Here is a 25,150-nt window from a genome sequence, read left to right as displayed (position 1 = left end):
AGTCCGCGTATCGCCGTCCTCCGTGCCCATTACCGCCCGGTGCCCGTCAGCCGGGCCGGCCCCGCAATGCTGTTCGTCTCCGACGGTCTCAAAACAGCCGGTGCAGCCCGAGCCGGACCTGGAGCAGCTTGCGGTCATAAAGCGGGATGGTTGACTCGGTCCGCGACCAGTCGAGCGTCAGGACCAGCTGGTAGCCCGGCGAGCGATACCGGGCTGTAGCCGCTGCCGGACCCGAGGGGAATGGCAAACATCGCGACGTCGGCGCCCCACGCCACGCCCGACGCATCCTGCAACCGCCCGACGATCACGCCGGCGACCGCCGTGCCGTGGGTGCTTCTGGCGCCGGTCTCGTCGGTCGTGCCCCTGAGAAATACTCCCGTGACGGTTTTCGTGCAGGCCGCCGACCCGCCGCAGAACGCCGGGTGGCCCCGGTCGATCCCGCTGTCGACCACGCCGACGGTCTGGCCGGCGCCCGGCGCAACCTCCCGGCCGGCTCTCTGTGCGAAGCGTCGCCAGGCGGCCTCCGCCCGGATCCGGCCCAGGCTCCACTGCCGTGCCGCCAGGCGCCCGAACAGCCCCGTGTCCACATATCGGCTTCCCCTGATCGGGCCGGAACCGCTGCCCGCGACGGTACGGCCGCCACCGCCTCCTCCGGTGGGCGAGGCCGAGCGCGCCGTGCACCGGCAGCCAGTTCTCGCCGCGGGGCCCGAGCAGGATGGCAATCGGTCCGAACGGGTGGGGCGGGCGTTTTCAGCGCCATTCAGAAATGATTCCTTTTCTGGTAGATAAAGACTATTGGCTTGGCGCCGAGAGCGATGCACTGGCGCAAACCAGCGTCGCTCGGGAGCAATTGGAGGGAATAGTATGCCTCCGTCGGTGTTTCCCACAGGAGTCACGCGCTACGACCCCGAACGCGCGCACGGCTGCTATGTGCTGTTCGACGGCCGAAATGCGGATTCGTTCCTGATCGACATGAACGGTACCGTAATCAACCGCTGGCCGTATTCGGGCTTTCCGGTTGAAATGATCGATCCGGACCTCGTCGGCGGAGTTCGCGGCCGGATATTGGCTCAGAAGGAACCCGGGATTTTCGAAAACGAGACGTTCATCGAACTCGATTGGGACGGCTCCATCGTCTGGGAGTGGGGCGAAACAGCGCCTGACGGTAAGGCGCGTCAGGTTCATGACCAGGCTCGGTTGCCGAACGGGAACACACTCGTTCTGGCAGGGGCGGACCGGATCGTGCCGCGACTATCCGATCGACCGGTCGGCGACGGGGCAATCTACGAGGTAAACCCCGATGGCGATATCGTGTGGCAATGGTTTTGCTGCGACCACCTCGACGAACTCGGCTTTACCGATGAGATGCTTCCGTTTGTCTTTGGCGACAGGTCGCGACCCCGCCGTCGCGTCGTCGCGCTAAACAACATGGCGCCGCTGGGGCCAAACAAATGGTACGCAGCTGGAGACGACCGGTTTCATCCGGACAACATCCTGATCGACGACCGGGACTCGAACGTCATCGCGATAATCGCGCGTGCCAGCGGTGATGTTGTCTGGCGAATCGGGCCGACACATTCGTCTTCCTATGATTTTTCAAAACGGGAATCGCCGCGCGCACTGCCCCGACCGGTCGATCACACTTCCGGCCAACACGACGCTCACATGATTGCCGGGGGATTGCCCGGCGCTGGCAACATCCTCGTGTTCGACAATCAAGGCCCCGCTGGCCATCCGCAAGTCAATCTCGAATTTCAGGGCGGTTCTCGGATACTTGAGATCGACCCCGTCTCGATAGACGTGGTCTGGCAGTATGACGGCGCCTCGAGCGGGGAACAGTACTGGACGTTCTACAGCTCGTTCATCAGCAGCGCACGCCGACTGCCCAACGGCAACACCCTAATCTGCGAGGGGATGCACGGCAGAATTTTCCAGGTCATGCCGGATGGCGAAATCGTGTGGGAATATGTCAATCCATATTTCGCGGAAGCGGCCGGAGACGCGGCAGACGACGATGGACCCAGCAAGTGGGTTTTCAAGGGACGACGGAACTGGATCTACCGTGCGCAGCCGGTTCCGTATTCGTGGGCGCCCGAGGGCACGCTACACTCCGAAAAGGAAGTAGTGCCACCGCACCTGTCGGAGTTCCGCGTCTGACCGCTTGTTCACGCCGCGCCTTCAAGAATAGGGGCGCGACAGGTAGATGCCGTGGCCGGGGAGGCCGACGATCTTGCCGTCGCGCATCACCGTGGTGCCGCGGGACATCGTCAGCACGGGCCAGCCTTTCAACGTCCATCCGTCGTAGGGCGTGTAGTCGGAGTAACTGAGCAGCTCCGCGTTCCGGACCTCGCGTTCGAGGTCCAGATCGACGATGGTCAGATCGGCATCGGCGCCGACGACGAGGCGCCCCTTCCGCGCACTGATATTGAATATGTCCGCCGGCCGGCTGCCGCACAACTCGGCGATACGGGCGAGAGACAGGCTGCGCTTGTGATAGCCTTCCGAAAGGAGTACCGGCAGGATTGTCGCCGTCCCGGGGAATCCCTGGGAAGACTTCCAGATGTTGGTCATCTTTGTCTGCTTCTTGCGCGGCACATGATCGGAACCGATCACGTCGACCGTGCCGTCTCCGATGGCCTCCCACAGGGCCTCCACGTCATCTTGGGTCCGGAGCGGCGGGTTCGCCTTGCCGACGCTGGCGGGCAGGTCCGAATCCATGGTGTGTGTGAGGTAGTGCGGGCAGGTCTCCACGTAGACATGCGGATAGCGCTGGCGGTACGCACGAACCTCGTTCAGGCCTGAACGGCAACTGAGGTGCGGAATGTAGATGCGGGCGCCAAGATGCTCCGCAAACACCATTGCGCGCACAAGGTTCTCGGATTCCGTGAAGTCCGGCTTGACTCCCGCCAAGGCATGCAGCCCGTCCTTGCCCGCGGCCATGGCCCGCTGGGTAAAGCGGTTCACCAACTCGATGTTTTCGGTGTGCATGACGACGACGGCTTCGGGAAAGCGCGCCGCCCTTTTCAGCAGATCGTACATGTAGCCGTCGTCGGTGCCGTCGAGGCCCAGGTAGCGGCCGGCGTCGCCGCGGAAATTCATGAAGTATTTGAAGGAGGTCACGCCGTATTCGTTCACGCAGCGCTCGAACTCCTCGAGATGAACCTCCTTGGCGGTCGAGAAGTGGAATCCGAAATCCACGTGAGCGCGTTCCTCGACGTCCGGAAGTTCCGCCTTGAAGACATCGCTGTAAGGCTCGTTGTTCAGGAAGTAGCTCAGGATTGTTGCCATACCGCCGATCGCAGCGGAGGCGGTCTCGCTGGCGTATTCGTCGGGCTTTTCCGCGAATCCGAAGTGCAGGTGAGCGTCGATCAGCCCGGGAAAGACGATCTTGCCGGTCGCGTCGATCGTTTCATGGGTGTCGGAGTCCTCTTCCCCCGGTTGCAGGATCGCGCAGATCCGTCCGTCGCGGATGCCGATGTCACAGCGGACCTCACCCCTGTCCGGCAGGATGGCCGTCCCGCCGCTCACCCTGATGTCGAATCCCATTCGCCGTTCCCCTGTCTCGTTCGTCCCCGTCCTTACAGCGCATCCCCGGCCGAGACGGGCCGGGGGATACCCGCCGGCGCATAGAGGCATTCGAGCGACCGCGCCAGCGTCGCCCGGTCGATGTCGAGGGTGATGAAGACCAGCCGGCCCCGTTGATCCGGCCACGGCCAGGCCTTCATCGGCTCGGGCATGCCGAAAACGTGCTGGACACTCTGAACGAAGTAAGGCGCCGCCCGGTCTTCAAACTGCAGGACGCCCTTCATTCGCAGCAGGTCGGCGCCGCGATATTGCTTGAGCAGGCGCACCCAGTAGTCGTAACCGGCCCAGGTTGCCGGCTGGGCGAGCTCGAAGGTGCAGGTTCCAACATGGCTGTGGGCACTGTGATCGTGGGTTCCGTCGTGTCGGTGTTCGGCCTTCTCTTGATCCCCGTCGTTACCGGCAGCGGCCAGATCAAGGTCGTGCGTCATGCGATCTTCGATCAAGTCCAGGGGGGCATCCACGACACCGTTGATCGTCTTCAGAATCGGCGCCCTTGGGTTCAGTTCCTCCAGCCGGGTGCGCAGGGCCCCGGTCGATTCAGGCGCGGCCAGGTCGGTCTTGGAGATGGCCAGCCGGTCGGCCATGGCGACCTGCTTGACCGCTTCGGCCGTCGTGTCGAGTTGCTCAAGCCCGTGCAACGCATCGACGACAGTGACCAGTCCGTCCAGACGGTAGTGCTGTTTCACGAGCCGGTCGGTCAGCAGGCAGTGGAGGATCGGCGCCGGATCCGACAAGCCGCTGGTCTCGATGACCACGCGTCGAAACGCCGGAATCTCGCGACGGGCCCGACGAAACATGAGGTCGGCCAAGGTGTCGGCCAGGCTATCGCTCATGGTGCAGCACAGGCAACCGGAGTCCAGGAGGACAACGTCCTCGCTGCCGCTTTCTACCAGGAGGTGATCGAGGCCGACCTCACCGAACTCATTGACGATGACGGCCGTGTCGCGGAGGTCCGGATAGGCGAGGAGACCGCGAAGCAGGGTCGTCTTGCCACTGCCGAGATATCCGGTGATGACGGTCACGCCAGTGTGTGGCTGCGTTCCGAGATCCATTCCTTGCCTGCCCCACGCGCTACAACAATACGCTCGCGTGTTTGTCTCGTCGCTCAGCCTGCCGGAGCCAAATCGCCCAGTGCCGCCAAGCATACCTCCGTGGTCATGACGTCCGCGTATTTCTCGCTCATATCGAAGAGATTGACCGCATGGGCGGTGGGTCCGCGGTCGTACACGCACTCATGGGGGATGGCGACCTTGAAATTGTAGGCAAACCCGTCCACCACCGTTCCCCGCACGCAGCCGCTGGTGGTACAGCCGGTCACCACGAGGGTGTCGGCCTGCAGGTCGACGAGATAGCTGGCAAGGGGAGTCCCGAAGAATGCGCTCGGGTGTTTCTTGGGCAACAGGATATCACCCTCCCGCGGAGCGGTCTCGCGGACGAATTCGTAGCCCTTGGCGGCGACCGTCATGAGCGCCGGCACCTTTTCGGCAAGGCGGCCGGTGTCGAAGCTCTCTTTCATGGATACGTAGGGATAGAGTACCGGCCAGCCGCGCTCCCGAAACAGCGCCAGGACTCTCTCGATGTTGCGGACTGCATCCCAGCCGACCTGGCCGCATGCGGTAGGGAACTCCTTGACCGCCTCCCAGAAAGGCGCCGGTTTCGTTCCGACGGTGCGGTACTGGACGTCGATGATCAGCAACGCCGGCCGGTTCCCCAATCCCGAGGGCTTGCCGAAGCCGGCGGCGCGATAGATTTCCTTTTCCTCTTCGGTAACGACGCCGTCCCAGGGATTCATGTGCGTTGCCTCCTGTCCGTGGCGCTCAACCGCCCGGGGGCCGACCGGCGTAGCGTAACTCGAGTGCATCATAGGCACCCTTGCCGACGAGACGCTGCCGCGATTCGAAGGATGCGACCTTGTCCCGGACGGCGTCGAGGCTGCCGCTTCGTCTCAGCTCTTCGAGCACCTCCCGCATGCCGTGGACCGCCGCCTGAAGCGCGGCGTTGGCATAGAGAACGCCGGCGAATCCCATCGTCGCCAGGTCCTGCTGCCTGACGGGCGGGGTCTGCCCGCCGAACACCATGTTCGCGATCTGCGGCGCAGGAAGCTCGCGGGCAATCCTTTCGAGCTCGCCCCGGTCGAGCGGCGCCTCCACGAAAGTCGCATCGGCCCCGGCCTCGATGTAGGCCTGTGCGCGGTCGATGGCTGCGTCGAGACCGAACACCGCGCGTGCATCGGTGCGCGCGACGATGGCCACGTCGCCATCGATCCTCTGATCGACGGCCGCCTTGATTTTCTGAACCATCTCGGCCTTCTCGATCACGGCCTTGCCGGCAAAGTGGCCGCAGCGTTTCGGGAATACCTGGTCTTCGAACTGAATGCCGCTGGCGCCCGCCTTTTCGAGCTGCTTGACCGTACGCACCACATTGATCGCGTTGCCGAACCCGGTATCGGCGTCCACCAGGAGCGGCAGATCGACCACGTCCCGCATGGCGCCGGCACAGTCGACCAACTCCTTGAGCGACACCAGGCCGATATCGGGCACGCCAAGGTTCATATTGGCGATACCCGCGCCGGTGACATAGACGCAGTCGAAGCCCAGTTCGGCGATGATTCTTGCCGTCAAAGGGTTGGCGGCACCGGGCAAGATCGCGGCGTCACGCTTCGCCAGGAGCTGTTTCAGGCGGGTGCTATGCCTCATGGGCTCCCGGCCGCGACCGGCCCTGCAAATGCGCTTCGCAACCCTTCCGCCGTAGCGGTTTCCCAAACATCCCAGACCCGATTCTCGAACCCCTGGAGCAGTAGATCATGGTGCGCAAGCCGTCGCAACCGGCCTCAGCCCGTTGCTATAGGGGCTGCAGCCGTTCCGCGAGCGCGCCTTTCAGGACCTTGCCCGTCGAGTTGCGCGGCAGGTCGTCGACCAGGAAAACGTCGCGTGGCACCTTGTGGCGGGCCAGGCGTTCGCGGCAGTGGGCGATCAATTCCGGCCCGCCGATAGTCCCGTGGACGATCACGAAGGCGGCGACCTCCTCGCCATATTCCGTCGACGGCCAGCCGACCACTGCCGCCTCTTCCACCGCCGGATGGGCCTGCAGCACAAGTTCCACATCGCTCGGATAGATGTTGGCGCCACCGCGGATGATCATGTCTTTGGCGCGGCCCCGGAGGAACAGAAAGCCCTCTTCGTTCATTTCACCGATGTCGCCGGGATAGAACCAGCCGTCCCGGAAGAAGGCGCCAGCTGTCGAACCGGGCTCCGGATCGCCGTAGAATCCCACGGCGACCCCAGGGCCGCGATAGCGAATGCGGCCGACAATGCCCGCCAGCTGGCGTCGGTGCTCCTCGTCGACTATTTCCACTTCGGTCAGAAAGCTCGGCCGCCCGACAGACCTGGGATGGCGGTCCTGGTCGGCGGCCGGTTGAACGGTAATGCCGCCGCCTTCGGTGGAGCTGTAGTAATCGGTGAAATCGGGCGTGAGCCGCTTCCGGACCTGCTCCCGCTCCTCCGGAGACAGGGTAGCGCCGCTCGAGATCAGGTTGTCGACCCTGGGAAACAGTAAACCGTCGCCCTCGGCCATGGCGAGCAGGCGGCGGATCTGGGTCGGCACCAGGAAGAGCCTGTTGACCGATCGTCGTTCGACCGTCTCGACGAGGTCGCCGGGCTTGAAGGGAGGCGGGAACATCACGATCGTTCCGCCGATGAAGAGATAGGAGAGCACGAAGCCCCGCCCGCCGCCGTAGTAGAGGGGTGTCGTCAGGGCGAAGCGGTCATGCTGGTTGAAGCCCAGCGACACCCAGTGGCCCCGGAAGCGCGCCAGCATATTGGCGTGGCTGATCATCGGCCCTTTCGGCAGGGCAGTGGTGCCGGAGGAGAGCGCCAGTACCAGCGGTATGTCGGTGTCGTCGGGACCGTTGATCCGCGGTGTTGCCGCCGCGACGGCATGGTGCCAGTCGTCATTGCGACGGTGGAGTGAAACTCCCGCGATCGCGGCGTCGTCTGCCTCGATCAATACGGCCTTCGGCTGGAAAACGTCGACGATCCGCTGCCGTTCCACCAGGGTCCAATGCCAGTCCATGGGCAGAACAGCGACACCGAGCCGGGCAGCGGCCAGCAACATGATGACATGGTCGACGTGATCCCCGAGGCAGACGCCGAGAAGATCGCCGCCCCGAAGCCCGAGGGCGTTCAGATGACTCGCCGTCCGTCCGACTTGCGGGTCGAGTTCGCCATAGGAGATGACGCGTTCGCCCGACACGATGGCCGGGTGAGAGGCCCGGGTCCGGGCGTGCATGGGAAGGGTGCCGGCCAGATTCATGCTCGCTTCCCTCCCGTCCGATACGTCCGCGCACGCCGCGGAATACGGTGTTTCGGATTGTACCTGTTTCCAATAGCATTATGTCGGATTGTCAATCGTCCGAGGCCATCGCTGCGGCTGAAGGCTCTTCCCGAATTTGGCGCCAGGTGGAATCGCGATCCGGTCGGGAACGAGGAGGAACCATGGACTTCGCCATCAGCGAGGAGCAACGACAGATTCTCGACACCGTCGATCGGTTGATCGACCGGCATCTGCCGCCGGAGGCCGTTCGGCAGCACGATCGAGAGCACGCGCCGCCCTATCACGTGCTGCCGGCCTTGGGTGAGGCGGGCCTGCTGGCGATGCCGTTTCCGGCGGAGAATGGCGGACTGGATGCCCCCTGGGAATCGGTGGTGCTGGTGCAAGAGCGCCTCGGCTATCACGCTTTCATGGCGGCCTCCCTGTACAACCGCGCCATCGGTTTCGGCGGCATGTCGCTCCTGGTCTACGGTAGCGAGGCACAGAGGGAACGGTATCTCCCGGAAATCATGGCCGGACGGGCCTTCTTCGCCCTTGCCTTGACAGAATCGTCAGCGGGTTCGGATGCCGCGTCCATCGTGACGCGGGCGCGGCGGCGCGGGAACGGATGGACAATCACCGGCCGCAAGACCTGGATCAGCGACGCTGCAGCGGCGGCGGCCATGGTCGTCGCCTGTCGGACCGGTTCTCCTGACAGCGGCGCCGACGGAATTTCGATGTTCCTGGTGCCGCCGGGCACGACCGGTGTCCAAATGACTCCTCTCGACAAGGTCGGAAACAACTGCCTGCCATGCTTCGACATCGGCTTTGAAGAGGTCGACGTGCCCGGAGATGCGCTCATGGGCGAAGAAAACCATGGATTTCATCATCTGATGGCGACATTGCATTACGCCCGCGCCGGGATGGCCGCGAGCGTCACCGGCGCCGCCCAGGCGGCCGTTGACATCGCCCTTTCCCACGCCGGCGAACGCCAACAGTTCGGCAGACCGATCGGCGGCTTCCAAGTGATTCAGCACCGCCTTGTCGACATGCAAATGCGGGTGGACCAGGCGCGCCTGCTTGCCTGGCAGCTGGGGTGGCTGATCGGCGAAGGCCGTTCCTGCCGGCGCGAGGCGTCCCAGGCCAAGATCGCCGCGACGGAGACCCTGCAGTTCGTCACCGATCACGGCATGCAGATCCTGGCCAGCGCCGGTTACGCGGCGGAAAGCGACATGCAGCGATTGTGGCGCGATGCGCGTCTATATTCCTTTGGCGAGGGCAGCAACGAGATCCAGCGGAACATTATCGCAAAGGAACTCGGGCTTTGAACACCGCCCCGCCGAGCAGCGACATCCAGGCGATCGACGCGGTCGTCAACCTGTGGACCGAAGAGGCTCTCAGTCATCGACCGGACTGGCGCGACGGCTTCTTCAAGGGAAAGATCGGGGTTGACGAGACGACAGCCGCGGGCATCACTCTGGACGAGATGCTGCGGCGCATGGATGCGGCCGCCATCGAGAAGGCTTTTCTGGTTGCCACAAAGGTCGGGCCGCTGGGGCCGCCGGCCTGTTATCACCTGCCCTATTCTCTCGTCGCGGATGCGGTCCGCCGGCATCCGGACCGCTTCTACGGTCTTGCCGGCATCGACCCAACGCAGGGCATGAAGGGCGTGCGCGAGCTTCAGGCGGCGGTGGAGGATCTGGGGTTCATCGGCGCCCACTCCTACCCGCACTGGTTCGAAATCCCACCCGACGGGGCGCAGTACTATCCATTCTACGCCAAGTGCGTGGAACTGGATATTCCGATCCAGCTCCAGGTCGGCCAGTCGCTCGTGTACGCGCCCGACTACCCGCGCCGCAGCGTGGGCCGTCCCATCACCTTCGATACTGTGGCCTGCCACTTTCCCGAACTCAGGCTCATCGGCATCCATCTCGGCGTGCCGTGGATCGACGAGATGATCGCCATGGCCTGGAAGCACGCAAACGTCTTCATCGGTACGGATGCTCACAGCCCGAAATACTGGCCGCCGCAGTTCATTCAGTACGCCAATACCTACGGCCGCGAAAAAGTGATCTTCGGCACCGATTTTCCGGTGCTCGATTTTGAGCGTACCCGCAGCGAGATCGACGCCCTGAACCTGCGGTCCGAGGCGAAACGCCTGCTCCTGCGCGATAACGTGCGCAGGATCTACAAGCTCGATTGATTTCAGGGATAGGCCGTCGGGCCTGACACGGGCGTGTCCATTCAGTCCCCGAGCATGTCCGGCAGGAGCGTATCCCAACCCCGGCCGAGATCGGCCGCGCTCAGGGCAGTCAAATCATGGAGCCGCTGTGCAAGCCTCGGGTAGGTGGGAGCCAGCCAAGTCTCCAAGCGACCGAACAGGTCGGCCGTTGCGTAGGGCCGGTCGGGCCCACCCTTCGCGCTCAGGCACTCGCGGGTAATTCGCCGGCCGTCCGCCAGGGTGACCGTAACGCGGGCAGGCCGATCGTGCGGGGGCGGCAGGGTCGGTTCGAACTCCTTGAGGACAATCCGATGGCGCAGCGCGTCGATCTCGGGCGAGGCGAGCGCAGCGCTGCCAAACGCCTCCGGCAGCGCATGGCCGAGCACAAGGGGTGCCGCGACGGCGTGCTGGGTCGAAAATCGCGACGCAAGTCCGTTTTCCGGCTTCTCATTGTCGAGGGACAGGGCGAGCGCGGAAGCCTCCACGACGACATCCCGAATGGCGTCTGCCCGCCCCTCGTCAGGCAATTCCTCGAGCACCGCCAGACTCGCCTCTATCGCCGAGTGGGTGTAGCCGCAGCTGCTGTATGGTTTGTGAAAGCTGTACTCGATCGCCCAATCCTCGCCGAGGCCGTCGGTGAGGCGTGACGGATGCACGTCGGTACCGAGTACGTCCGTGTAGACGTCGTAGAAGCTTTCTCCCGTTCCGGCGAACCCCATTTCCGCCCAGTCGACGGCCATCATGCCGGTCCAGGCCCCGGATCCCGCCCAGGCGTTGCAGACCAGCAGGCCATCGACGGAGTGCCCGAAGGGACCGACGTGGATCAGCGTGGAGGCGGTGCCGAGCGCGCCGAGCAGTGCGTCCGGCGGCAATCGCCGCGCCACCCCGATCGCACTCGCAGCACCCACCGCGCAGAAGACCGCCGCCGGGTAAAGTTTGTCCGTCCCCATGGGCCAGGCGCGCGGAAGACGTGTCGTGATCTCGAAGCTGAGCACGACGGCGCGCAGGAGACCGGCGACCGAAAGGCCCTTTGCTTCCGCTTCGGCGAGCAGCGCCGGTACGATGTAGAGGCCAGCGTGGCACTGGGCCTTGCGATAACCGGGATCGAGTTGCGCCCCGTTTCCGGCGAGCCCGTTGGCGACCGCAGCCATCGTCCGCTCGGCGCGCGGGCGGCCGCCCCGGAACACGGTCGCCTCGGCCCGATCCGACGCCTGCAGAATACGAGTCTGGGCCAGCGCGACCTCCGGCTCGTCGCGCGACGCGACGATAGCTCCGAGATTGTCGCCGATCACCGCAACCGCCTGGCGCAGTGCAGTATCGGGGACATCGTCGACGCGGGTCACGGCCGCCCAATCGCAAAGGGCCGCCATACCCGATCCCACCTGTCGTCTCCGCTCGTCCATTGACTATCCGCGCGGCAGCAGTCTACGCTTCACCACGTCATCGGGGCGAGTTCGTGAAGATGTCTTCACTTCCGCAAGGAAGAGCGGAATGTCAAGACATGAATTGTACGTCGAGCCAGGCCCCTGCATGGGGTCGACCTGCTCCAGAGGTAAGTTCGGTTTCGTTCCGAACCATGGCCTCAAGAGACCGACGCACGCCTCGTTAATTTCACGAACGTAAACCTATGCACAGGAGGAGATGATGAGGATATCACGTCGACCGACCGGGATCGGATTCTTGGGGAGAGCCGCGTTGATCGGTCTCTTTGCCGGAGCGCTCCCCGTGGGCGCAATGGCCGAATCCGGGGTGACCGACACGACGATCAAGATCGGCCTGTTCGGACCCCTGACAGGGCCCGCTGCGATCCACGGCCAGCCCGTGAATAACGGTCCCATATCCGTTTACATGGAGCAAAACGAGAAGGGGGGCGTGCACGGCCGCAAGTTTGTGTTCGTCCAGGAAGATTCGGCGTGCGAAGCGACCAAGGCGCTGGCGGCGGTGAAGAAGCTGATTCACCAGGACAAGGTCTTCATGATTCACGGCGGAACCTGCAGCACCGCCGTTTCGGCGACGACCGAGGAGGTCGTCAAGTCGGGCGTGCCCCATCTGTTGATGGCGGCCACCATGGATAAGCTCACGGCGCCGGTGAAGAAAAACATCTTTACGGTCCAGATGACCGGCAGCGCGGACGGCCGCGGCATGGCGCGCTTTGCGGCGTCGATACCGGGCGTGAAAAAGGTGGCGATCGTCGGCCGCAACAACGACTGGGCCGAGACCAAAATCCAGCCCATGCGCCAGTATTTCAAGGAAAAGGGCATCGAAGTGGTCGCCCGCGAGACCCTGGAGGCGAACGCATCGGACGCCACGGCCCAGGCGCTCAAGCTCAAGAAAGTCGATCCGGACGTGATCATACTCGTCAACTATCCAACCGAGTCGGCGACGCTGATCCGCGATGCGTGGAAGTACGGGCTTCGAAGCAAATCGAAGGATTCGCCGGCGGTCATCGTCTCGACGCCGGATCTGCTCGATCTTGTCGAGCGCGTCGGGAACAAGGAAGCGTTGCAGGATCTCTACGGGATCACGGTAATCGCCGGGCCATTCGGCAGCCCCGAGATGAAGAAGTGGGAGGGCATCCGCTACAAGCACTTCCCGAACGACATCAAGAAGTCAGTCGCCTACCAGGGCGTGGCCGGAGCGACAGTGGTCATCGATGCGCTGAAGAGGGTTGGCCGGGACGTGACGCGCGAAAAATTCCTCGCGGCGATGGAAGGCACCAAGGGCCTGAAGGACCATGGCGCTGCATGCTCGATCAGCTTCTCGGCGAGCAGCCATCAGGGCTGCAACGATCCGACGGTCTGGACCCTGACGCCCGCCGGCAAGGTCGTCAACCTCGGTCCCGTTTGGCGCGATCTGAGCAAGAACTGATCGTTTCCGATTAACCCGACTGAAGGCGGGCGGGCGGAGCCGGGCATGAAGTGCCGGCTCCGCCCCGGCGGTCGCCTTGCGTCCGCTTTGGAATAGCGGGCCATCGACGAAGCACGCGACAACCATCCGGCCCTAGCGAAAGCGAAGTCTCATGACGGAGTTCGTCATTCTCGTTACGGCCGGGCTCGCGAATGGAAGCCTCTATGCGCTGGTCGCCCTGGGTCTTGTGCTCATCTACAAGGCCCAGGACATGGTCCAGTTCGGCTTCGGCGAGATCTTCATGGCCGGGGCCTTCATCGGTTACTCCGCCTATTCTTTCCTGGGTCTTTCCTATCCGGCTTCCTTTCTCCTCGCGATCCTCGCCGGGGGGCTCGTCGGACTACTCATCGAGCGGGGCCTGATCCGGCCGATCGCCCACTTTCCGCACATGACGCTCGTGATGGTGACCGTGGGCCTGTCGTTCATGTTGAAGGGAATATTCCGGATTCCCTTTGCGCAGGACGTGTACACGATCCCGCCCATGTTCGGCGGCACCCCCATCATCATCTTCGACTTGGTCTTTGCGTCGCAGAACCTGCTGACGACCGCCACGTCCCTGGTCCTCACGCTGGCGCTCCTGCTTTTGTTTGCCTTCACCGACCTCGGCAAGCAGATGCGGGCGACCGCGGAGAACATGTTCGGCGCCCAGTACAGCGGCATCAACATCGGGCTCGTGTTCGCGACGACCTGGGGTCTGGCCTCCGTGATGGGCGCAGCCGCGGGGATTCTGTCGGCACCGATCACCGCCCTCTTCCCCGACATGGGGACGCGCATCCTGATCAGGGGGTTCGCCGCCGCCGTGCTCGGCGGTTTCGGCAGCGTTCCCGGCGCGATCGTCGGCGGCTATCTGATCGGTGTCATCGAAACCCTGTTCGGATTCTATGTCGCGACCGCACTCATCGATCTATCCGCCTTTCTGGTCATCATGGTGGTGCTCATTTTCTGGCCGAGGGGGCTGTTCGGCACCAAAGAGATCACGCGGGTCTGACACTGATGGAAATTCATCGCCTCTTTGCGAACCGGTTGTTCACGCCGGCTTTGTTTGTGGCGCTGTGTCTGATCAGTACGGCCACCAATCCCTATCTCCAGTACCTCCTGAACCTGATCCTGGTCTATGTGGTCGTCGCCGTTGGCCAGATGATCGTCCTCGGCTTCGCCGGACAGTTCGCATTTGCCAACGCGGCGTTCATGGGCATCGGCGCTTACACCGTCGCCCTGCTGGGGAGTCATTTCGGCATTTCGTACTGGGTGTCGCTCCCGGCCGCGGGCGTGCTGTGCGCGGTCGTCGGCTGTATCGTCGGCCTACCTGCGTTGCGGCTGCGCCGGGTCTATCTCGGGTTGATGACCATGGGGTTTGCGGAACTCTGCTACTGGTTGTTCCTCCATTGGCGGGACCTCACGCTGGGGACCGACGGGGTCAAGGTCGAGGCGCCGACGTTCTTCGGTATCCGGCTCGACACCGACAACGCAGCGTTCTTCGTGATCGTGATCGCCACTTTCGCCATGGTCCTGCTTGCCAAGGCCATACTCGCGTCCCGTTACGGACGGGCTTTCATCGCGATCCGCGAAAACGAACTCGTAGCCCGATGCAACGGCATCAATGTGCCTCTGTACAAGACCCTGGCCTTCACCTTGAGCGGATTCTACGCTGGAATCGGCGGCGGTCTCTTTGCGCTGGCCGTGCGGTTCGTCGCGCCCGACACCTTCAATCTGCTTCAGGTCGTGCTGCACTTTGCCATCGTGATGGTCGGGGGTGTGGGAACGCTCTCTGGTGCGCTACTGGGTGCCCTTTTTCTGACGATGCTTCCGGAAGTGCTGCGTGGCACCCAGGCCGCCCAGGAGATGATGTACGGCGTCCTGCTGGTCGGAGTCATCGTGTTCATGCCCAGGGGCGTTGCCGGCTACCTGATCGAGCGGCGGATTCTGCCGCCCGAGGTCCTCGTCCACGGCTGGCGCGAGGAGGTGCGCGAAAGGGACGGAATTCCCCAGGCGGACGCCAAACCGTCAACGGCCGAATAGCGAAAGGGAAGGTGGGTGGAACCGCTTCTCGAGACCCAGGATCTGACGGTGCGCTTTGGCGGCGTCGTCGCGGTCGAGGACGTTTCCCTGACGGTGCCGCCGGGCGAGATACGAGGAATCATAGGACCGAACGGCGCCGGCAAATCGACCCTCTTCAATGCCCTTTCCGGCGTGGTAAAGGCGGAAGGCCGCATCAATTTCGACGGCAGGGACATCGCGGACGTCCCCGTTCACCAGCGCGCGGGGCTGGGCCTGCGGCGGACGTTCCAGCACGTGCGGCTGATGCAGAACCGCACAGCGCTCGAAAACGTTCTCGTCGGAATGCATCTCGAGATTCCGGCGAATCCGCTGAAGTCGGTCCTCAATCTCGGCGGAGGTGTCTCGCCCGACCGGGCCGCCCGAGACCGCGCCCGGGAGGTGATGAGTTTTCTAGGAATTGACAGTCTGATCCTGCGCGAAACCGGCACGCTGACGATCGCGCAGCAACGGCTGCTCGAGCTGGCAAGGGCACTGGCGCCGGGGCCGAAGCTGCTGATGCTGGACGAACCCTGCGCCGGCTTGAGCGTGCCTGCCGTGCAGACGCTCGACGAAATCCTCCTCCGGCTGAAGGAGGAGTGGAAGTTGACGATTCTGCTCGTCGAGCATGTTGTTTCCCTCGTTATCGACGTTTCGGACAGTATCACGGTGCTCGACAAAGGCCGGGTCATCGCCGAGGGAGCGGGCGACGAGGTGATGAGCAATCCAACGGTGAAGCAGGCTTACCTGGGGACGGAGGAGGTGGACGCTGCTTGACGTTATCGACATCACCGCGGGCTACGGCAGCCTGCAGGTGCTCAACGGGATGCGCCTGGGTGTCGAGAAGGGGCGCGTCACCGCGCTTCTCGGCGGAAACGGCTGCGGCAAGTCGAGCACCCTGAAATGCGTGGTGGGCATGCTCGGGGTCACCGGCGGATCGATCCAATTCGAGGATGAGCCCATCGAAAACCTGAAATCGCACCAGATCTTCGCCCGCGGGATTGCGATGGTTCCCCAGCATCGCGAGTTATTTCCCGGTATGACGACGGCGGAGAACATCCTCATCGGCGGCATGGCCCGCTGCCCGAAGCGGGAGCGCAAGGGTCGGCTCGCGGGAATACTGGAGCACTTCCCGAGGTTACAGGACCGTGTGAGGAGCCGAGCCGGGAATCTGTCCGGCGGTGAGCAGCAGATGCTCGCTACTGCCCGCGCCCTCATGTCGGAACCGAAACTGCTGCTGATGGACGAGCCCACGGCCGGCCTGGCGCCGGTCGTCATCGACGAGATCGCCCAGATCGTCGCGGAGCTCAAGGCCCGCGGCGAGACCATCTTCATCGTCGAGCAGAATGTCCGGGTCGCGCTACGGGTTGCCGACTACGTCTATGTGGCGCGGCAGGGGCAGGTGGTGATGCAGGGCGCCGTCGACGAGTTTCGGGACGACCACCAGCTCTTCCTCGAATACATGGGCCAGGGCAAGGATGCGCTCAAATCCCAGCACGCGCACCGGTCTCACCGGTGAACCTGTCCGCCGATGCGATCGCCTGGATGGCGGCCCGAATTCCCGGTGCCGACCTGATGGGGACCCAACGGAAAGGATGATCTGATGGGCAACGACGGTCTGACCGGCTCGATCAGTCGCGCGATCGCGGATATTCGCTTCCCGGATCTGGGATCGGACGTCGTCACGGCGACGGATCGCGCGATGATGGATTCCATCGGCATCGCCCACATGGGCTATGAGTTCGTGAAAGAACCCTTTCTGCGTTTCGCCAAGCAGGTGGGAGGCGTTCCGGAAGCGACCCTTCTCGGCGATCGCGGTCGCGTCTCGGCCGGGCTCGCGGCGGGGTTCAACTCCACCATGGCCTACAACTCGAACATGATGGAAAGCGGGCCCGGCGACCATCTCTTCGACGCCCTGGCCCATACCGGCATGGCGATGGGCGAACGGCTCGGCTCCAGCGGCCGCGACGTCGTCATGGCCGTCGCCATCGCCTACGAGCTCAACGCGGTGTTCTACAAGTCGGCGCGGGCCGGGGACCGGCACGGCTATGTCAACACCAAGAAGCACACCCCGGTGTGCGTCGCGGTCTGCGCGGGAAAACTACTCGGGTTCGACGCCGATCAGCTTAACAATGCCATCGGCATCGCCTGGATGATCGAGCCGCCCGCCATGGATCTGTCGCTCAAGTTCAATGTCTTCACGGGTTTGGGGTCCATGTACAACCTGACGATCTGCCAACTCGGCACCCAGGCGGCCCTGTTGACCCAAAGCGGCGTGGAAGGCCCACGAGACACCATGGAAAAAGACGGGCTGTACGACCGCGAGAGCCTGGCGGCCTACGCTCCGGCCGAATGCCATCACGTGGCGAACGAACTTCACCTCAAGCCGTGGCTCGGATCGCGCACCAGCACGGGCGCGATCCAACTGGCGCTGGAGATCGTCGAAGAGAACCGGATTCCGGTCGACACCATCGACCAGGTGATCGTTAACGCGCACCGCTTCTATCAGAACTACCCGTTCGGGTGCCTTGAACCCCGTTCCTACTTCGAGGGCCTGTTCAGCGTTCCGTGGATCATTGCCAACGCTTTGCTGGGCCACGAGTCGGGGCCGGCGTGGGTTGTGCCGGAGGCCCTGAATGACGAAAAGCGGCATGTCCTCGCCAGAAAGGTCGTCGTCGGCGAACATCCGGAGGCGGTGGCCATGTGGGCCACAGGCCGGGCGCTCGGCAATCCGGACGTCCCGATCGAGGTCGTGATCAGGTCCGGCGACGGAGAATACCGGAAGTCGATGCTCTACCGGCAGATCCGCGGAAGTCCGGAGAACCCCATGTCCGACGGTGAGCTCGCGGCAAAGTTCCTCAGGCTCGTGGGCCGGGTCCGCGGCAGCGAAGCGGCGCACGCGCTCCTTGATGCCTCGAAGGAGATCAGCGCGGTCGAGGACGTTCGGGAGATCACGGCCCGATATTGATGGCTTCGAAGGCGGACCGCTTTGTCCATGTCCGAGATCTCGCCGCAGAACAACCAGGTGCAGCTCGTTTCCTACCCGCGCGGGCTGCCGCAGGAGAGCGATTTCCGCATCGTTCAGGTGCCTGTCCAGAGACCCCGGGACGGCGAGTTTCTTGTTCGCGGAATTTTCCTGTCTCTCGATCCGTGGCAGCGCCTTCGCATGCGCGATCCGGCGGCGTTCCGTGGCCAGTACGGTACACCTGTGCTTCTGAACTCGGTCGTTCCGGGCGCCGTCGTGGGTGAAGTCGTCGAGACCCGCAATCCGGCGTTTCGGGTGGGGGAGATCGTCGAGGCGAAACTGGGCTGGCAATGCTATGCGGTGACCGACGGCGCCGGCGACCGGAAAAACGATGCTGCGGGCCTCGTCAAGGTGGACCCGCGCCGCGCGCCCCTGTCGACCGCCCTGAGCGTCCTCGGTCGCACCGGTATGACGGCGTATTTCTCGCTCCTGGACATCGGCCGAATTCGTCCGGGCGAGACCGTCCTGGTCTCGACGGCGGCCGGCGCAACCGGGAGCGTCGCCGGGCAGATCGCCAGGATCAAGGGCTGTCGGGCCGTCGGCTTGGTCGGCACCACGGAAAAGATGCGATTCGTCGTCGACGACCTGGGTTTCGACGCCGCGATCAACTACCGGGATGAGGACGGTCTCGACCGCGCGTTGTCGGAGGCCTGTCCCCAGGGTGTCGACGTATATCTGGATTTAGTCGGCGGCGGCCTCGCTGACCGCGTGCTGCAGCACATGAACGATCGGGGCCGCTGGGTGGTGATCGGCCACATCGCCGACTACGACAAGCCCGTCGACGGCCACGTCGGGCTGCGGCCGCAAGGCTATATCCTCGGGCGGCGGTTACGCATGGAGGGGTTCGTCGTCCACGACTACGCGGCCCGGTTTTCGGAAGCGGTTTCCCGAATGAGCACCTGGATGTCGGAGGGCCGCCTGCGATATCGGGAGCATGTCACAGAGGGGCTGGAAAACGCGCCCAGCGCCTTCATCGACATGCTTTGCGGCGGGAACATCGGCAAGACGCTGGTGCGTATCGGACAGGACCCAACTCTGTGACCCGACGTCCCTCGGGCGTTACGATCGAACTAAAAGGACGTTGACCAGTGTACTATGAGACCGCAGCTAACGATCACGGACTCCCCCACGATCCTTTTCTGAGCTGTATTGTCCCGCGGCCCATCGGATGGGTGACCACCTGCGACCGGGAGGGCCGGACGAACCTTGCACCGTTCAGCTTCTTCAATGGCGTGGGCACATGCCCGCCGCAGGTCATGTTCAGCACCGTCGGCGCCCACGCGGAGGGTGGGCTCAAAGACAGTTGCGCCAACGCGGAGACGACCGGCGAGTTCGTCATAAACATGGCAACCTGGGCGCTTCGCGAGGAAATGAACCTGACTTCGGCCTATGTGTCCCGTGACGTCGACGAGGCGGCACTCGCCGGGCTCGACATGGCCCCGTCGCGAGTGGTCGCACCGCCCCGGGTGAAGCGATCTCCCATCCATCTGGAGTGCCGGTATTCGATGAGCGTGCGCCTGCCGGCGACGGACCCGGAGGCTGCGGCCACCGTCGTCTTCGGCACGGTCGTCTGCGTTCACATCCAGGACGAGGTATTGACGGACGGGCGGGTCGACGTCACCAAGATCCGGCCCATTTCCCGACTCGGCTACATGGAGTACGCGGCGATCGAACAGACGTTCACGATGGAGCGGCCGGCCGTCGGCGATAGCCCCGGCCATCACCTTAATCGGGAGCTGATGAAGCGAGCCTAGGCGAACGGGAGACAGAGATGCAAACCATCGGGACCGAACGGACCGCTCTCCTCGTGGTCGACATGCAGAACGCCTTCTGCCACCCGCAAGGCTCGCTCAACCAGATGGGCAAGGACACCGCCATGTGCGAGGCGGCCGTGACGCCTTGCCGTCAACTGGTCGATGCCGCCCACAGGTTGGAGCTGCCTGTCATCTACACCCGCAACGTCTACCGCCCGGACTATTCCGACCGCGGGATCATGCCTCATGAAATTCGGCCAGCACTCAAGAACCTCCGCGCCTGCGTCATCGGCACCTGGGACGCGGAACTCGTCGACGAGCTGGTTCCGGAGGAGCGCGACTACGTCTTCGACAAGAACCGTACCAGCGCCTTCTACAACACAGGCGTTGAGACGGTGCTGCGCAATGAAAACATCAGGACGCTCGTGGTTTGCGGCGTCACCAGCAGCATGTGCGTCGAATCGACGGTCCGCGACGCCGGCCAGCGGGACTATCGCACCTTCGTAGTTGCAGACGCGATCGGCGAGCTGGACCAGGAACGGCACGACGCAGCGCTGGTCACCATGGGGTACATGTTTGCGCATGTGGTGACGGTACAGGATGTGCTCGCGGACTGGGGCATACGGGACTAGCCAGCCGCCGGCGCGCGCCGCGCCGGCATGGTCCGGTGATCCGCCTGCTTCCCTTTGCCGGCGTCGAGGAGCCGGCGGCGGAAAAGGCGGGTGCCGGTGTTTCAACCCCGACGGACGGCGGGATCGGCCCCGAACCGCCCAAACCGGTTGTCGAACCTCCGCCTGCCAAATTGCTGCCGAAACGCTTCTTCGCCACCCTCGCCATTGATCTCGATATGGCCGGTCTGAAAGTCGCGCACACTATGGACGGTTTCTTGGTGGAACTCACCAGAACCAAGGGGCCGGGACTTCGAGTGACCTTGGAACTGGAGAGATCGTCGGCCTAGCAGGGCTATCCCGAAGACGTGGCCGACATCGTCAAAGCCAACGTCCGCGACCTCAAGCTAAAGGACGGATTATTCAGGTTCGAGGAGCGAGCCCCCCACGTTGGGGCAATCACAGCGCCGGTTCCATCCAAAACTGCGGCTCCCCGCGCGAAGGCCGAAAGAGGGCTGTCGTGATACACAGGACCCTTCCGCGTGCCGAGCCGTCGATCGGACACCCCCTGGGGCCCCGCCGTCCCGCCGGTCCCATGCCGCATGTTCGACAACATTGCTCCGGATTGAATCCGGTGAAACCGTATCGGAAAACCGATCCGCGATGCCGTCGAGTAGCGAGATTGCGATTTCGGCGGACGCGGTCGTGTCGATGCGCTTCGGCGCCGTGGGCGGCCAGGCGGGTTGGGAGACGATCTTCAACGATGTCATGGGTGTCGCCGCGCACGATTCGGCATATCTGCGGGCACGGTTCGCAGCTTTTCCGCTATGAGAGCTCACCCAAACGACCATGCAGATTGTAGCGTAAAATTGGGGGTGCGCCCTGCCGATATTCTCTTTAATCAAGAAAAATCAAACGGTTATCAGAGTTGTAGGGCGGAAGCCCTCCGCCAGATTGCTTCTCCGGTCGATCAGAAAATTTGAACCAGGTTCCGGCTTCTGCCGCCGTTTCCGGGAGTTGCCCCCACCTCCCCGCTGGCGCCGTCCGCCCCCCTTCCGCTACACTCGCCGCAACAGACCGGGGAGGGACCCATGACATTGTCGCTCGAACAGGCGCGCACGATCATCCGGACGGCGCTGGAGACGCGGGTCGAGATGGGACTGCGGCCGCTCGCCGTAGCTGTGCTCGACGAGCGCGGCGCGCTGGTCGCCTACGAGCAGGAGGACGGCTCGACCCTGCTGCGCGAGCGGGTCGCCCGCGGCAAGGCGATGGGCGCGCTCGGCATGGGCATGAGCTCGCGCCGGCTCGGCGAGATGGGCAACGAGCGGCCGATGTTCATGCAGGCATTGATCGACGCCTCGGGCGGGCAGCTCGTGCCGGTGCCCGGCGGCGTGGTGGTCAAGACGCCGGACGGCCATCTCTACGGCGCGGTCGGCGTTTCGGGCGACACCTCGGACAAGGACGAGGCGGTCGCCGTCGCCGGCATCGAGGCGGCCGGCCTGGTGGCGAAGGTGGATTAGCGCCGGTCCTCTGCGGAAGGCCGGCATGGCGCGGCCCGAAGCGGGCAATGCTTCTCCCCGCCGGGCGCCCGGCTTGCGCTCAGGCGGCCCGCCCCGCAAACGGAACGACCTCGATGGCGTCTTCCCGCCTGCGGGTCCGCGCGATGTCGAAACTGGTCTGCATCCGCATCAGCGTCTCCATGGACACGCCGAATGCCTTCTCGATCCTGAGCGCCATTTCCGGCGAAAGATTCGCACGCTCGTTGAGCAGCGCGGACAGCGCCGGCCGCGTGACCCCCAGCACCCGCGCGGCGTCGGTCACCGACAGGCCCGAAGCCTCTACGATCTCGCTTTTCACGAACCCGCCCGGATGCGCGGGGTTTTTCATCCGGATGCCCTGCGTCGTATCCATCGGCACCTCCCAATGTCCTAATGATAGTCTTCGTAGTCCAGGTCGACGATCTGCCTTCCCGCCGGGTCGATCCGAAACGTAATGCGCCAGTTCTTCGTGACCGACAGGCTCCACACGCCCTTGCGGTCGCCGGCAAGCCGGTGCGCCCGCCAGCCCGGAACCGTGTACAGTTCCTCCTCCCGCTCCATGTCCTGAAGGAACGAAAGCATCCGTCGCAGCCTCGGTACGACCGCGGGCTGAAGCCCGGCGGCATCGTCCTGCTCGATGAACCGGCGGAGCCCCTTGTGAGAGACGTTGCGAATCTTCATCGCCCTGCTTACCGGGTCGATTCGTTTAGTGTCAAGCGACGCATTACGAACACGCTGCCGAAAGGACCGCTCCGGAACAGCCGTCTTGCCGCCCGCAGCCCGGCCGGACTACTTTCCGGTATGCTGCGCTCCGCCGGCATCGAGGCGGCCGGCCTGGTGGCGAAGGTGGACTGAACGGACTCCCGGGGCTGTGTGGCCGCCCCGGGAACGGCACGACATCCAGGCCACCCCGCGCCCCGGGCAAAAAGGCGAACGGGCAAACGGGATGGCGGGCGGCGGCCTGCGCCGCCTTCCGTTCCGGCGAGAGGGAAAGCGGCATGGCATCCGGAAGTTCCGACCGGGATTCGGCCGATCTCCGCCGCCCCGACGCGAAAATCCCGACGCCGCTCGCCACCGGGCTGGCGCTCCAGATCGCAGCGCTCAACCTGCCCGGCGCGGTGCTGATCGCGACCGTCGTGTTCCAGGCGGCCGGCCAGCCCGAGAAGGTTCTGCTCTGGGCGGTGTTCGCCTCGGTCGCGGCGTGCGGCGCGACGACGATGCTCCAGGCGTTCCGGGCCGGCCGGTTCGGCGCCGGCCATATCCTCGCCATCGGAACGCCCGGGGCCGCGATCGCCGTGAGCGTCGCCGCCCTTGCCGCCGGCGGGCCGGGCCTGCTCGTCACGCTGGTGATCGCCCTGGCGCTCTTCCAGTTCGCCTTCTCGGCCCGGCTTTCGCTGTTCCGCCGCGTCCTGACCCCGACCGTCACCGGGACGGTCATGATGCTGACGCCGGTCACGGTCATGCCGGTCATGTTCCAGCAGCTGGAGAATGTGCCGGCCGGCACGCCGGCGGTCGCGGCGCCGCTCTGCGCGCTGACGACCCTGCTCGTCATTGCCGGCCTGGTGCTGAAGGCACGGCAGGGGCTGCGCCTCTGGGCGCCGGTGATCGGCATCGTCGCCGGCTCGGCCGTCGCCGCGATATTCGGTCTATACGATTTCGGGCGCATCGGCCGGGCTGCGTGGATCGGCATTCCGGCGGTCGAATGGCCGGCCCCGGACCTCGGCTTCGGGCCCGAGTTCTGGACGTTGCTGCCGGGGTTCCTGTTCATCGGCCTGGTCTGCACGATCCAGACGGTCAGCGGCGCCGTCGCGATCCAGCGGGTCTGCTGGGGCGGCTCCCGGGCGGTCGATTTCCGGGCGGTCCAGGGCGCGGTCGCGGCCGACGGGGCCGGCAACCTGCTGTCCGGGTTCGCCGGCACGATGCCACTCGGCTTCCGTCCGATGGGCGCGACGATGGTCGAGATCACGGGGATCGGTTCCCGCCGAATCGGGATTGCGCTCGGCGCGGCGACGATCGCCCTGGCCTTCCTGCCCAAGGCGCTGGCCGCAATCCTGGCGATCCCCGGCCCGGTCGCCGCGGCATTCATCACCGTCACCATGGCGGCGATCTTCGTCATCGGCATGAAGATGGTCGTCCAGGACGGTCTCGATTACCGCAAGGGCCTGGTCGCCGGCGTCGGCTTCTGGATCGGCGCGGGTTTCGAAAGCGGCGCGGTTTTCCCGGAGATGGTATCCGGATTTGCCGGCGGATTCCTGCAGAACGGGATGATCGCCGGCGGCGTCGCGGCGATTGCCATGACCCTGTTCGTCGAGCTGGCCAAACCGCGGCGCAGCCGGCTCGAGCTGGCGTTCGATCGCTCGGCCCTGCAGGAGATCCGCGCCTTCGTCGGCGCGTTCGCGGCGCGCAACGGCTGGGCCGGGGATATGGCGGATCGCCTCGACGCGGCGAGCGAAGAGACCGTGCTGACCCTGCTGGACCGGGACGAGGCCGGGGAAGAAGCCGGGGAGGAAGCCGGCGAAGACGCCGAGCCCCGGCGGCTGCTGCTGACCGCCCACCGGGACGGCGCCGCCGCGGTCCTCGAATTCGTGGCTGCGAAGGGCGAGGAGAACCTGCAGGACCGGATCGCGCTGCTCGGCGAGGCCGGCGCCGCCGATTCGATCGAGCGGGAAGTCTCGCTCCGGCTGCTGCGCCATCTTGCATCCTCGGTCCGGCACCAGCAATATTACGACGCCGATATTTTGACCGTGCGGGTCGATCCGGCCCTCGATCCATCCGGGCCGGACGGCGCGCCGGGACAGTCGCAATAACCTTTTCGGGGAGGTACCCATGTATTTTGCAGTTTTTGCCACGGACAATCCGGGCGTTTCACAGCAGCGGAGCGATCTCCAGCCCGATTTCATCGCCTACCTGCGCGATCACCCGGATCATCCGGACGTGACCGTTCACAACGGCGGCCCGACGCTCGCCGAGGACGGCGAGTCGATCATCGGCCTGCTGCTCACGGTCGAGGCTCCGTCGCGCGAGGCGGTCCGGGCCTTCATGGCGGACAGCCCGTTCGGCAGGGCGGGCGTGATCGCCGACCTGGAAGTCCGGCAGTGGGATTGGATGACCGGGCGGCCCGGATAAGTCATCCCCGCGTCCACCGGGCGCGTTCGGCGGCCGGAGGAAAA

Annotated in this window: 26 protein-coding genes; 17 read left to right on the top strand and 9 right to left on the bottom strand. The window is 64.6% G+C overall.

The window, feature by feature from the left end:
• Positions 1–134: 134 nt before the first annotated feature.
• Positions 135–587 carry a S8 family serine peptidase gene (locus OXM58_05590; GenBank protein MDE0147825.1) on the bottom strand — a complete coding sequence of 151 codons (453 nt, stop codon included), beginning with the start codon at positions 585–587 and terminating at the stop codon, positions 135–137.
• Positions 588–864: 277 nt separating this feature from the next.
• On the opposite strand from OXM58_05590, the gene OXM58_05585 reads away from it, so the two are divergent.
• Entirely contained in the window at positions 865–2,157 is a 1,293-nt protein-coding gene (locus tag OXM58_05585) for an aryl-sulfate sulfotransferase (protein MDE0147824.1), read from the top strand.
• A 21-nt stretch (positions 2,158–2,178) separates the two neighbouring features.
• Here the strand turns inward: OXM58_05585 and OXM58_05580 are convergent, their stop codons facing one another.
• From OXM58_05580 to OXM58_05560, 5 genes are all read right to left on the bottom strand, one after another.
• Positions 2,179–3,546 (bottom strand): amidohydrolase family protein, encoded by a 1,368-nt coding sequence (locus OXM58_05580; GenBank protein MDE0147823.1) that lies wholly within the window; start codon positions 3,544–3,546, stop codon positions 2,179–2,181.
• 32 nt (positions 3,547–3,578) lie between these two features.
• Positions 3,579–4,607, bottom strand: a complete 1,029-nt coding sequence (locus tag OXM58_05575) for a GTP-binding protein (protein MDE0147822.1) — start codon at positions 4,605–4,607, stop codon at positions 3,579–3,581.
• 83 nt (positions 4,608–4,690) lie between these two features.
• The gene (locus OXM58_05570; protein ID MDE0147821.1) at positions 4,691–5,377 is read right to left on the bottom strand and encodes an isochorismatase family protein; all 687 of its coding nucleotides are present in this window, start codon (positions 5,375–5,377) and stop codon (positions 4,691–4,693) included.
• Positions 5,378–5,402: 25 nt separating this feature from the next.
• Positions 5,403–6,281: an oxaloacetate decarboxylase gene (locus OXM58_05565; GenBank protein ID MDE0147820.1), complete on the bottom strand. Its 879-nt coding sequence runs from the start codon at positions 6,279–6,281 to the stop codon at positions 5,403–5,405.
• A 145-nt stretch (positions 6,282–6,426) separates the two neighbouring features.
• On the bottom strand, positions 6,427–7,896 hold the full coding sequence (locus OXM58_05560) for a class I adenylate-forming enzyme family protein (GenBank protein ID MDE0147819.1): 1,470 nt from the start codon (positions 7,894–7,896) through the stop codon (positions 6,427–6,429).
• Between the two features lie 182 nt (positions 7,897–8,078).
• Here OXM58_05560 and OXM58_05555 point away from each other — a divergent pair, with 182 nt between their 5' ends.
• The gene (locus OXM58_05555) at positions 8,079–9,221 is read left to right on the top strand and encodes an acyl-CoA/acyl-ACP dehydrogenase (protein ID MDE0147818.1); all 1,143 of its coding nucleotides are present in this window, start codon (positions 8,079–8,081) and stop codon (positions 9,219–9,221) included.
• Positions 9,218–10,096, top strand: a complete 879-nt coding sequence (locus OXM58_05550; GenBank protein ID MDE0147817.1) for an amidohydrolase family protein — start codon at positions 9,218–9,220, stop codon at positions 10,094–10,096. Before OXM58_05555 ends, OXM58_05550 begins: the two co-directional genes overlap by 4 nt.
• Before the next feature lie 41 nt (positions 10,097–10,137).
• On the opposite strand, the gene OXM58_05545 is transcribed toward OXM58_05550, so the two are convergent.
• Entirely contained in the window at positions 10,138–11,484 is a 1,347-nt protein-coding gene (locus OXM58_05545; protein ID MDE0147816.1) for an MmgE/PrpD family protein, read from the bottom strand.
• Between the two features lie 364 nt (positions 11,485–11,848).
• Between OXM58_05545 and OXM58_05540 the strand changes: the two genes are divergently transcribed.
• The 12 genes from OXM58_05540 to OXM58_05485 all read left to right on the top strand — a co-directional run bounded on the left by OXM58_05540 (position 11,849) and on the right by OXM58_05485 (position 21,962).
• A complete protein-coding gene (locus tag OXM58_05540; protein ID MDE0147815.1) occupies positions 11,849–12,982 on the top strand; it encodes an ABC transporter substrate-binding protein in 1,134 nt (377 codons plus the stop codon).
• Positions 12,983–13,133: 151 nt separating this feature from the next.
• The gene (locus OXM58_05535) at positions 13,134–14,009 is read left to right on the top strand and encodes a branched-chain amino acid ABC transporter permease (protein ID MDE0147814.1); all 876 of its coding nucleotides are present in this window, start codon (positions 13,134–13,136) and stop codon (positions 14,007–14,009) included.
• Positions 14,010–14,014: 5 nt separating this feature from the next.
• On the top strand, positions 14,015–15,040 hold the full coding sequence (locus tag OXM58_05530) for a branched-chain amino acid ABC transporter permease (GenBank protein ID MDE0147813.1): 1,026 nt from the start codon (positions 14,015–14,017) through the stop codon (positions 15,038–15,040).
• A 15-nt stretch (positions 15,041–15,055) separates the two neighbouring features.
• The gene (locus OXM58_05525; GenBank protein MDE0147812.1) at positions 15,056–15,832 is read left to right on the top strand and encodes an ABC transporter ATP-binding protein; all 777 of its coding nucleotides are present in this window, start codon (positions 15,056–15,058) and stop codon (positions 15,830–15,832) included.
• A gap of 37 nt (positions 15,833–15,869) precedes the next feature.
• Positions 15,870–16,574: an ABC transporter ATP-binding protein gene (locus OXM58_05520; GenBank protein ID MDE0147811.1), complete on the top strand. Its 705-nt coding sequence runs from the start codon at positions 15,870–15,872 to the stop codon at positions 16,572–16,574.
• 84 nt (positions 16,575–16,658) lie between these two features.
• Positions 16,659–18,023 carry an MmgE/PrpD family protein gene (locus OXM58_05515; GenBank protein MDE0147810.1) on the top strand — a complete coding sequence of 455 codons (1,365 nt, stop codon included), beginning with the start codon at positions 16,659–16,661 and terminating at the stop codon, positions 18,021–18,023.
• 27 nt (positions 18,024–18,050) lie between these two features.
• Positions 18,051–19,121, top strand: a complete 1,071-nt coding sequence (locus OXM58_05510; GenBank protein ID MDE0147809.1) for an NADP-dependent oxidoreductase — start codon at positions 18,051–18,053, stop codon at positions 19,119–19,121.
• 47 nt (positions 19,122–19,168) lie between these two features.
• Positions 19,169–19,834 (top strand): flavin reductase family protein, encoded by a 666-nt coding sequence (locus OXM58_05505; GenBank protein ID MDE0147808.1) that lies wholly within the window; start codon positions 19,169–19,171, stop codon positions 19,832–19,834.
• 17 nt (positions 19,835–19,851) lie between these two features.
• Complete coding sequence (locus OXM58_05500; protein ID MDE0147807.1) at positions 19,852–20,466, top strand: cysteine hydrolase; 615 nt, start codon at positions 19,852–19,854, stop codon at positions 20,464–20,466.
• Positions 20,467–20,501: 35 nt separating this feature from the next.
• The gene (locus OXM58_05495; GenBank protein ID MDE0147806.1) at positions 20,502–20,792 is read left to right on the top strand and encodes a hypothetical protein; all 291 of its coding nucleotides are present in this window, start codon (positions 20,502–20,504) and stop codon (positions 20,790–20,792) included.
• A gap of 313 nt (positions 20,793–21,105) precedes the next feature.
• Complete coding sequence (locus OXM58_05490; GenBank protein MDE0147805.1) at positions 21,106–21,273, top strand: hypothetical protein; 168 nt, start codon at positions 21,106–21,108, stop codon at positions 21,271–21,273.
• A gap of 260 nt (positions 21,274–21,533) precedes the next feature.
• The gene (locus OXM58_05485) at positions 21,534–21,962 is read left to right on the top strand and encodes a heme-binding protein (GenBank protein ID MDE0147804.1); all 429 of its coding nucleotides are present in this window, start codon (positions 21,534–21,536) and stop codon (positions 21,960–21,962) included.
• Between the two features lie 79 nt (positions 21,963–22,041).
• Here the strand turns inward: OXM58_05485 and OXM58_05480 are convergent, their stop codons facing one another.
• Positions 22,042–22,353 (bottom strand): HigA family addiction module antitoxin, encoded by a 312-nt coding sequence (locus tag OXM58_05480; GenBank protein MDE0147803.1) that lies wholly within the window; start codon positions 22,351–22,353, stop codon positions 22,042–22,044.
• 17 nt (positions 22,354–22,370) lie between these two features.
• Positions 22,371–22,661, bottom strand: a complete 291-nt coding sequence (locus tag OXM58_05475; GenBank protein ID MDE0147802.1) for a type II toxin-antitoxin system RelE/ParE family toxin — start codon at positions 22,659–22,661, stop codon at positions 22,371–22,373.
• A 317-nt stretch (positions 22,662–22,978) separates the two neighbouring features.
• On the opposite strand from OXM58_05475, the gene OXM58_05470 reads away from it, so the two are divergent.
• Both OXM58_05470 and OXM58_05465 read left to right on the top strand, forming a co-directional pair.
• Positions 22,979–24,787, top strand: coding sequence for a hypothetical protein (locus tag OXM58_05470; protein MDE0147801.1), 1,809 nt, complete (start codon positions 22,979–22,981; stop codon positions 24,785–24,787).
• 19 nt (positions 24,788–24,806) lie between these two features.
• Positions 24,807–25,106, top strand: a complete 300-nt coding sequence (locus OXM58_05465; GenBank protein ID MDE0147800.1) for a YciI family protein — start codon at positions 24,807–24,809, stop codon at positions 25,104–25,106.
• The last annotated feature ends 44 nt before the right edge of the window (positions 25,107–25,150 follow it).

The organism is Rhodospirillaceae bacterium (assembly GCA_028819475.1).
Classification (GTDB): domain Bacteria; phylum Pseudomonadota; class Alphaproteobacteria; order Bin65; family Bin65; genus Bin65.
This window is presented reverse-complemented; position numbering and strand designations above follow the sequence as displayed.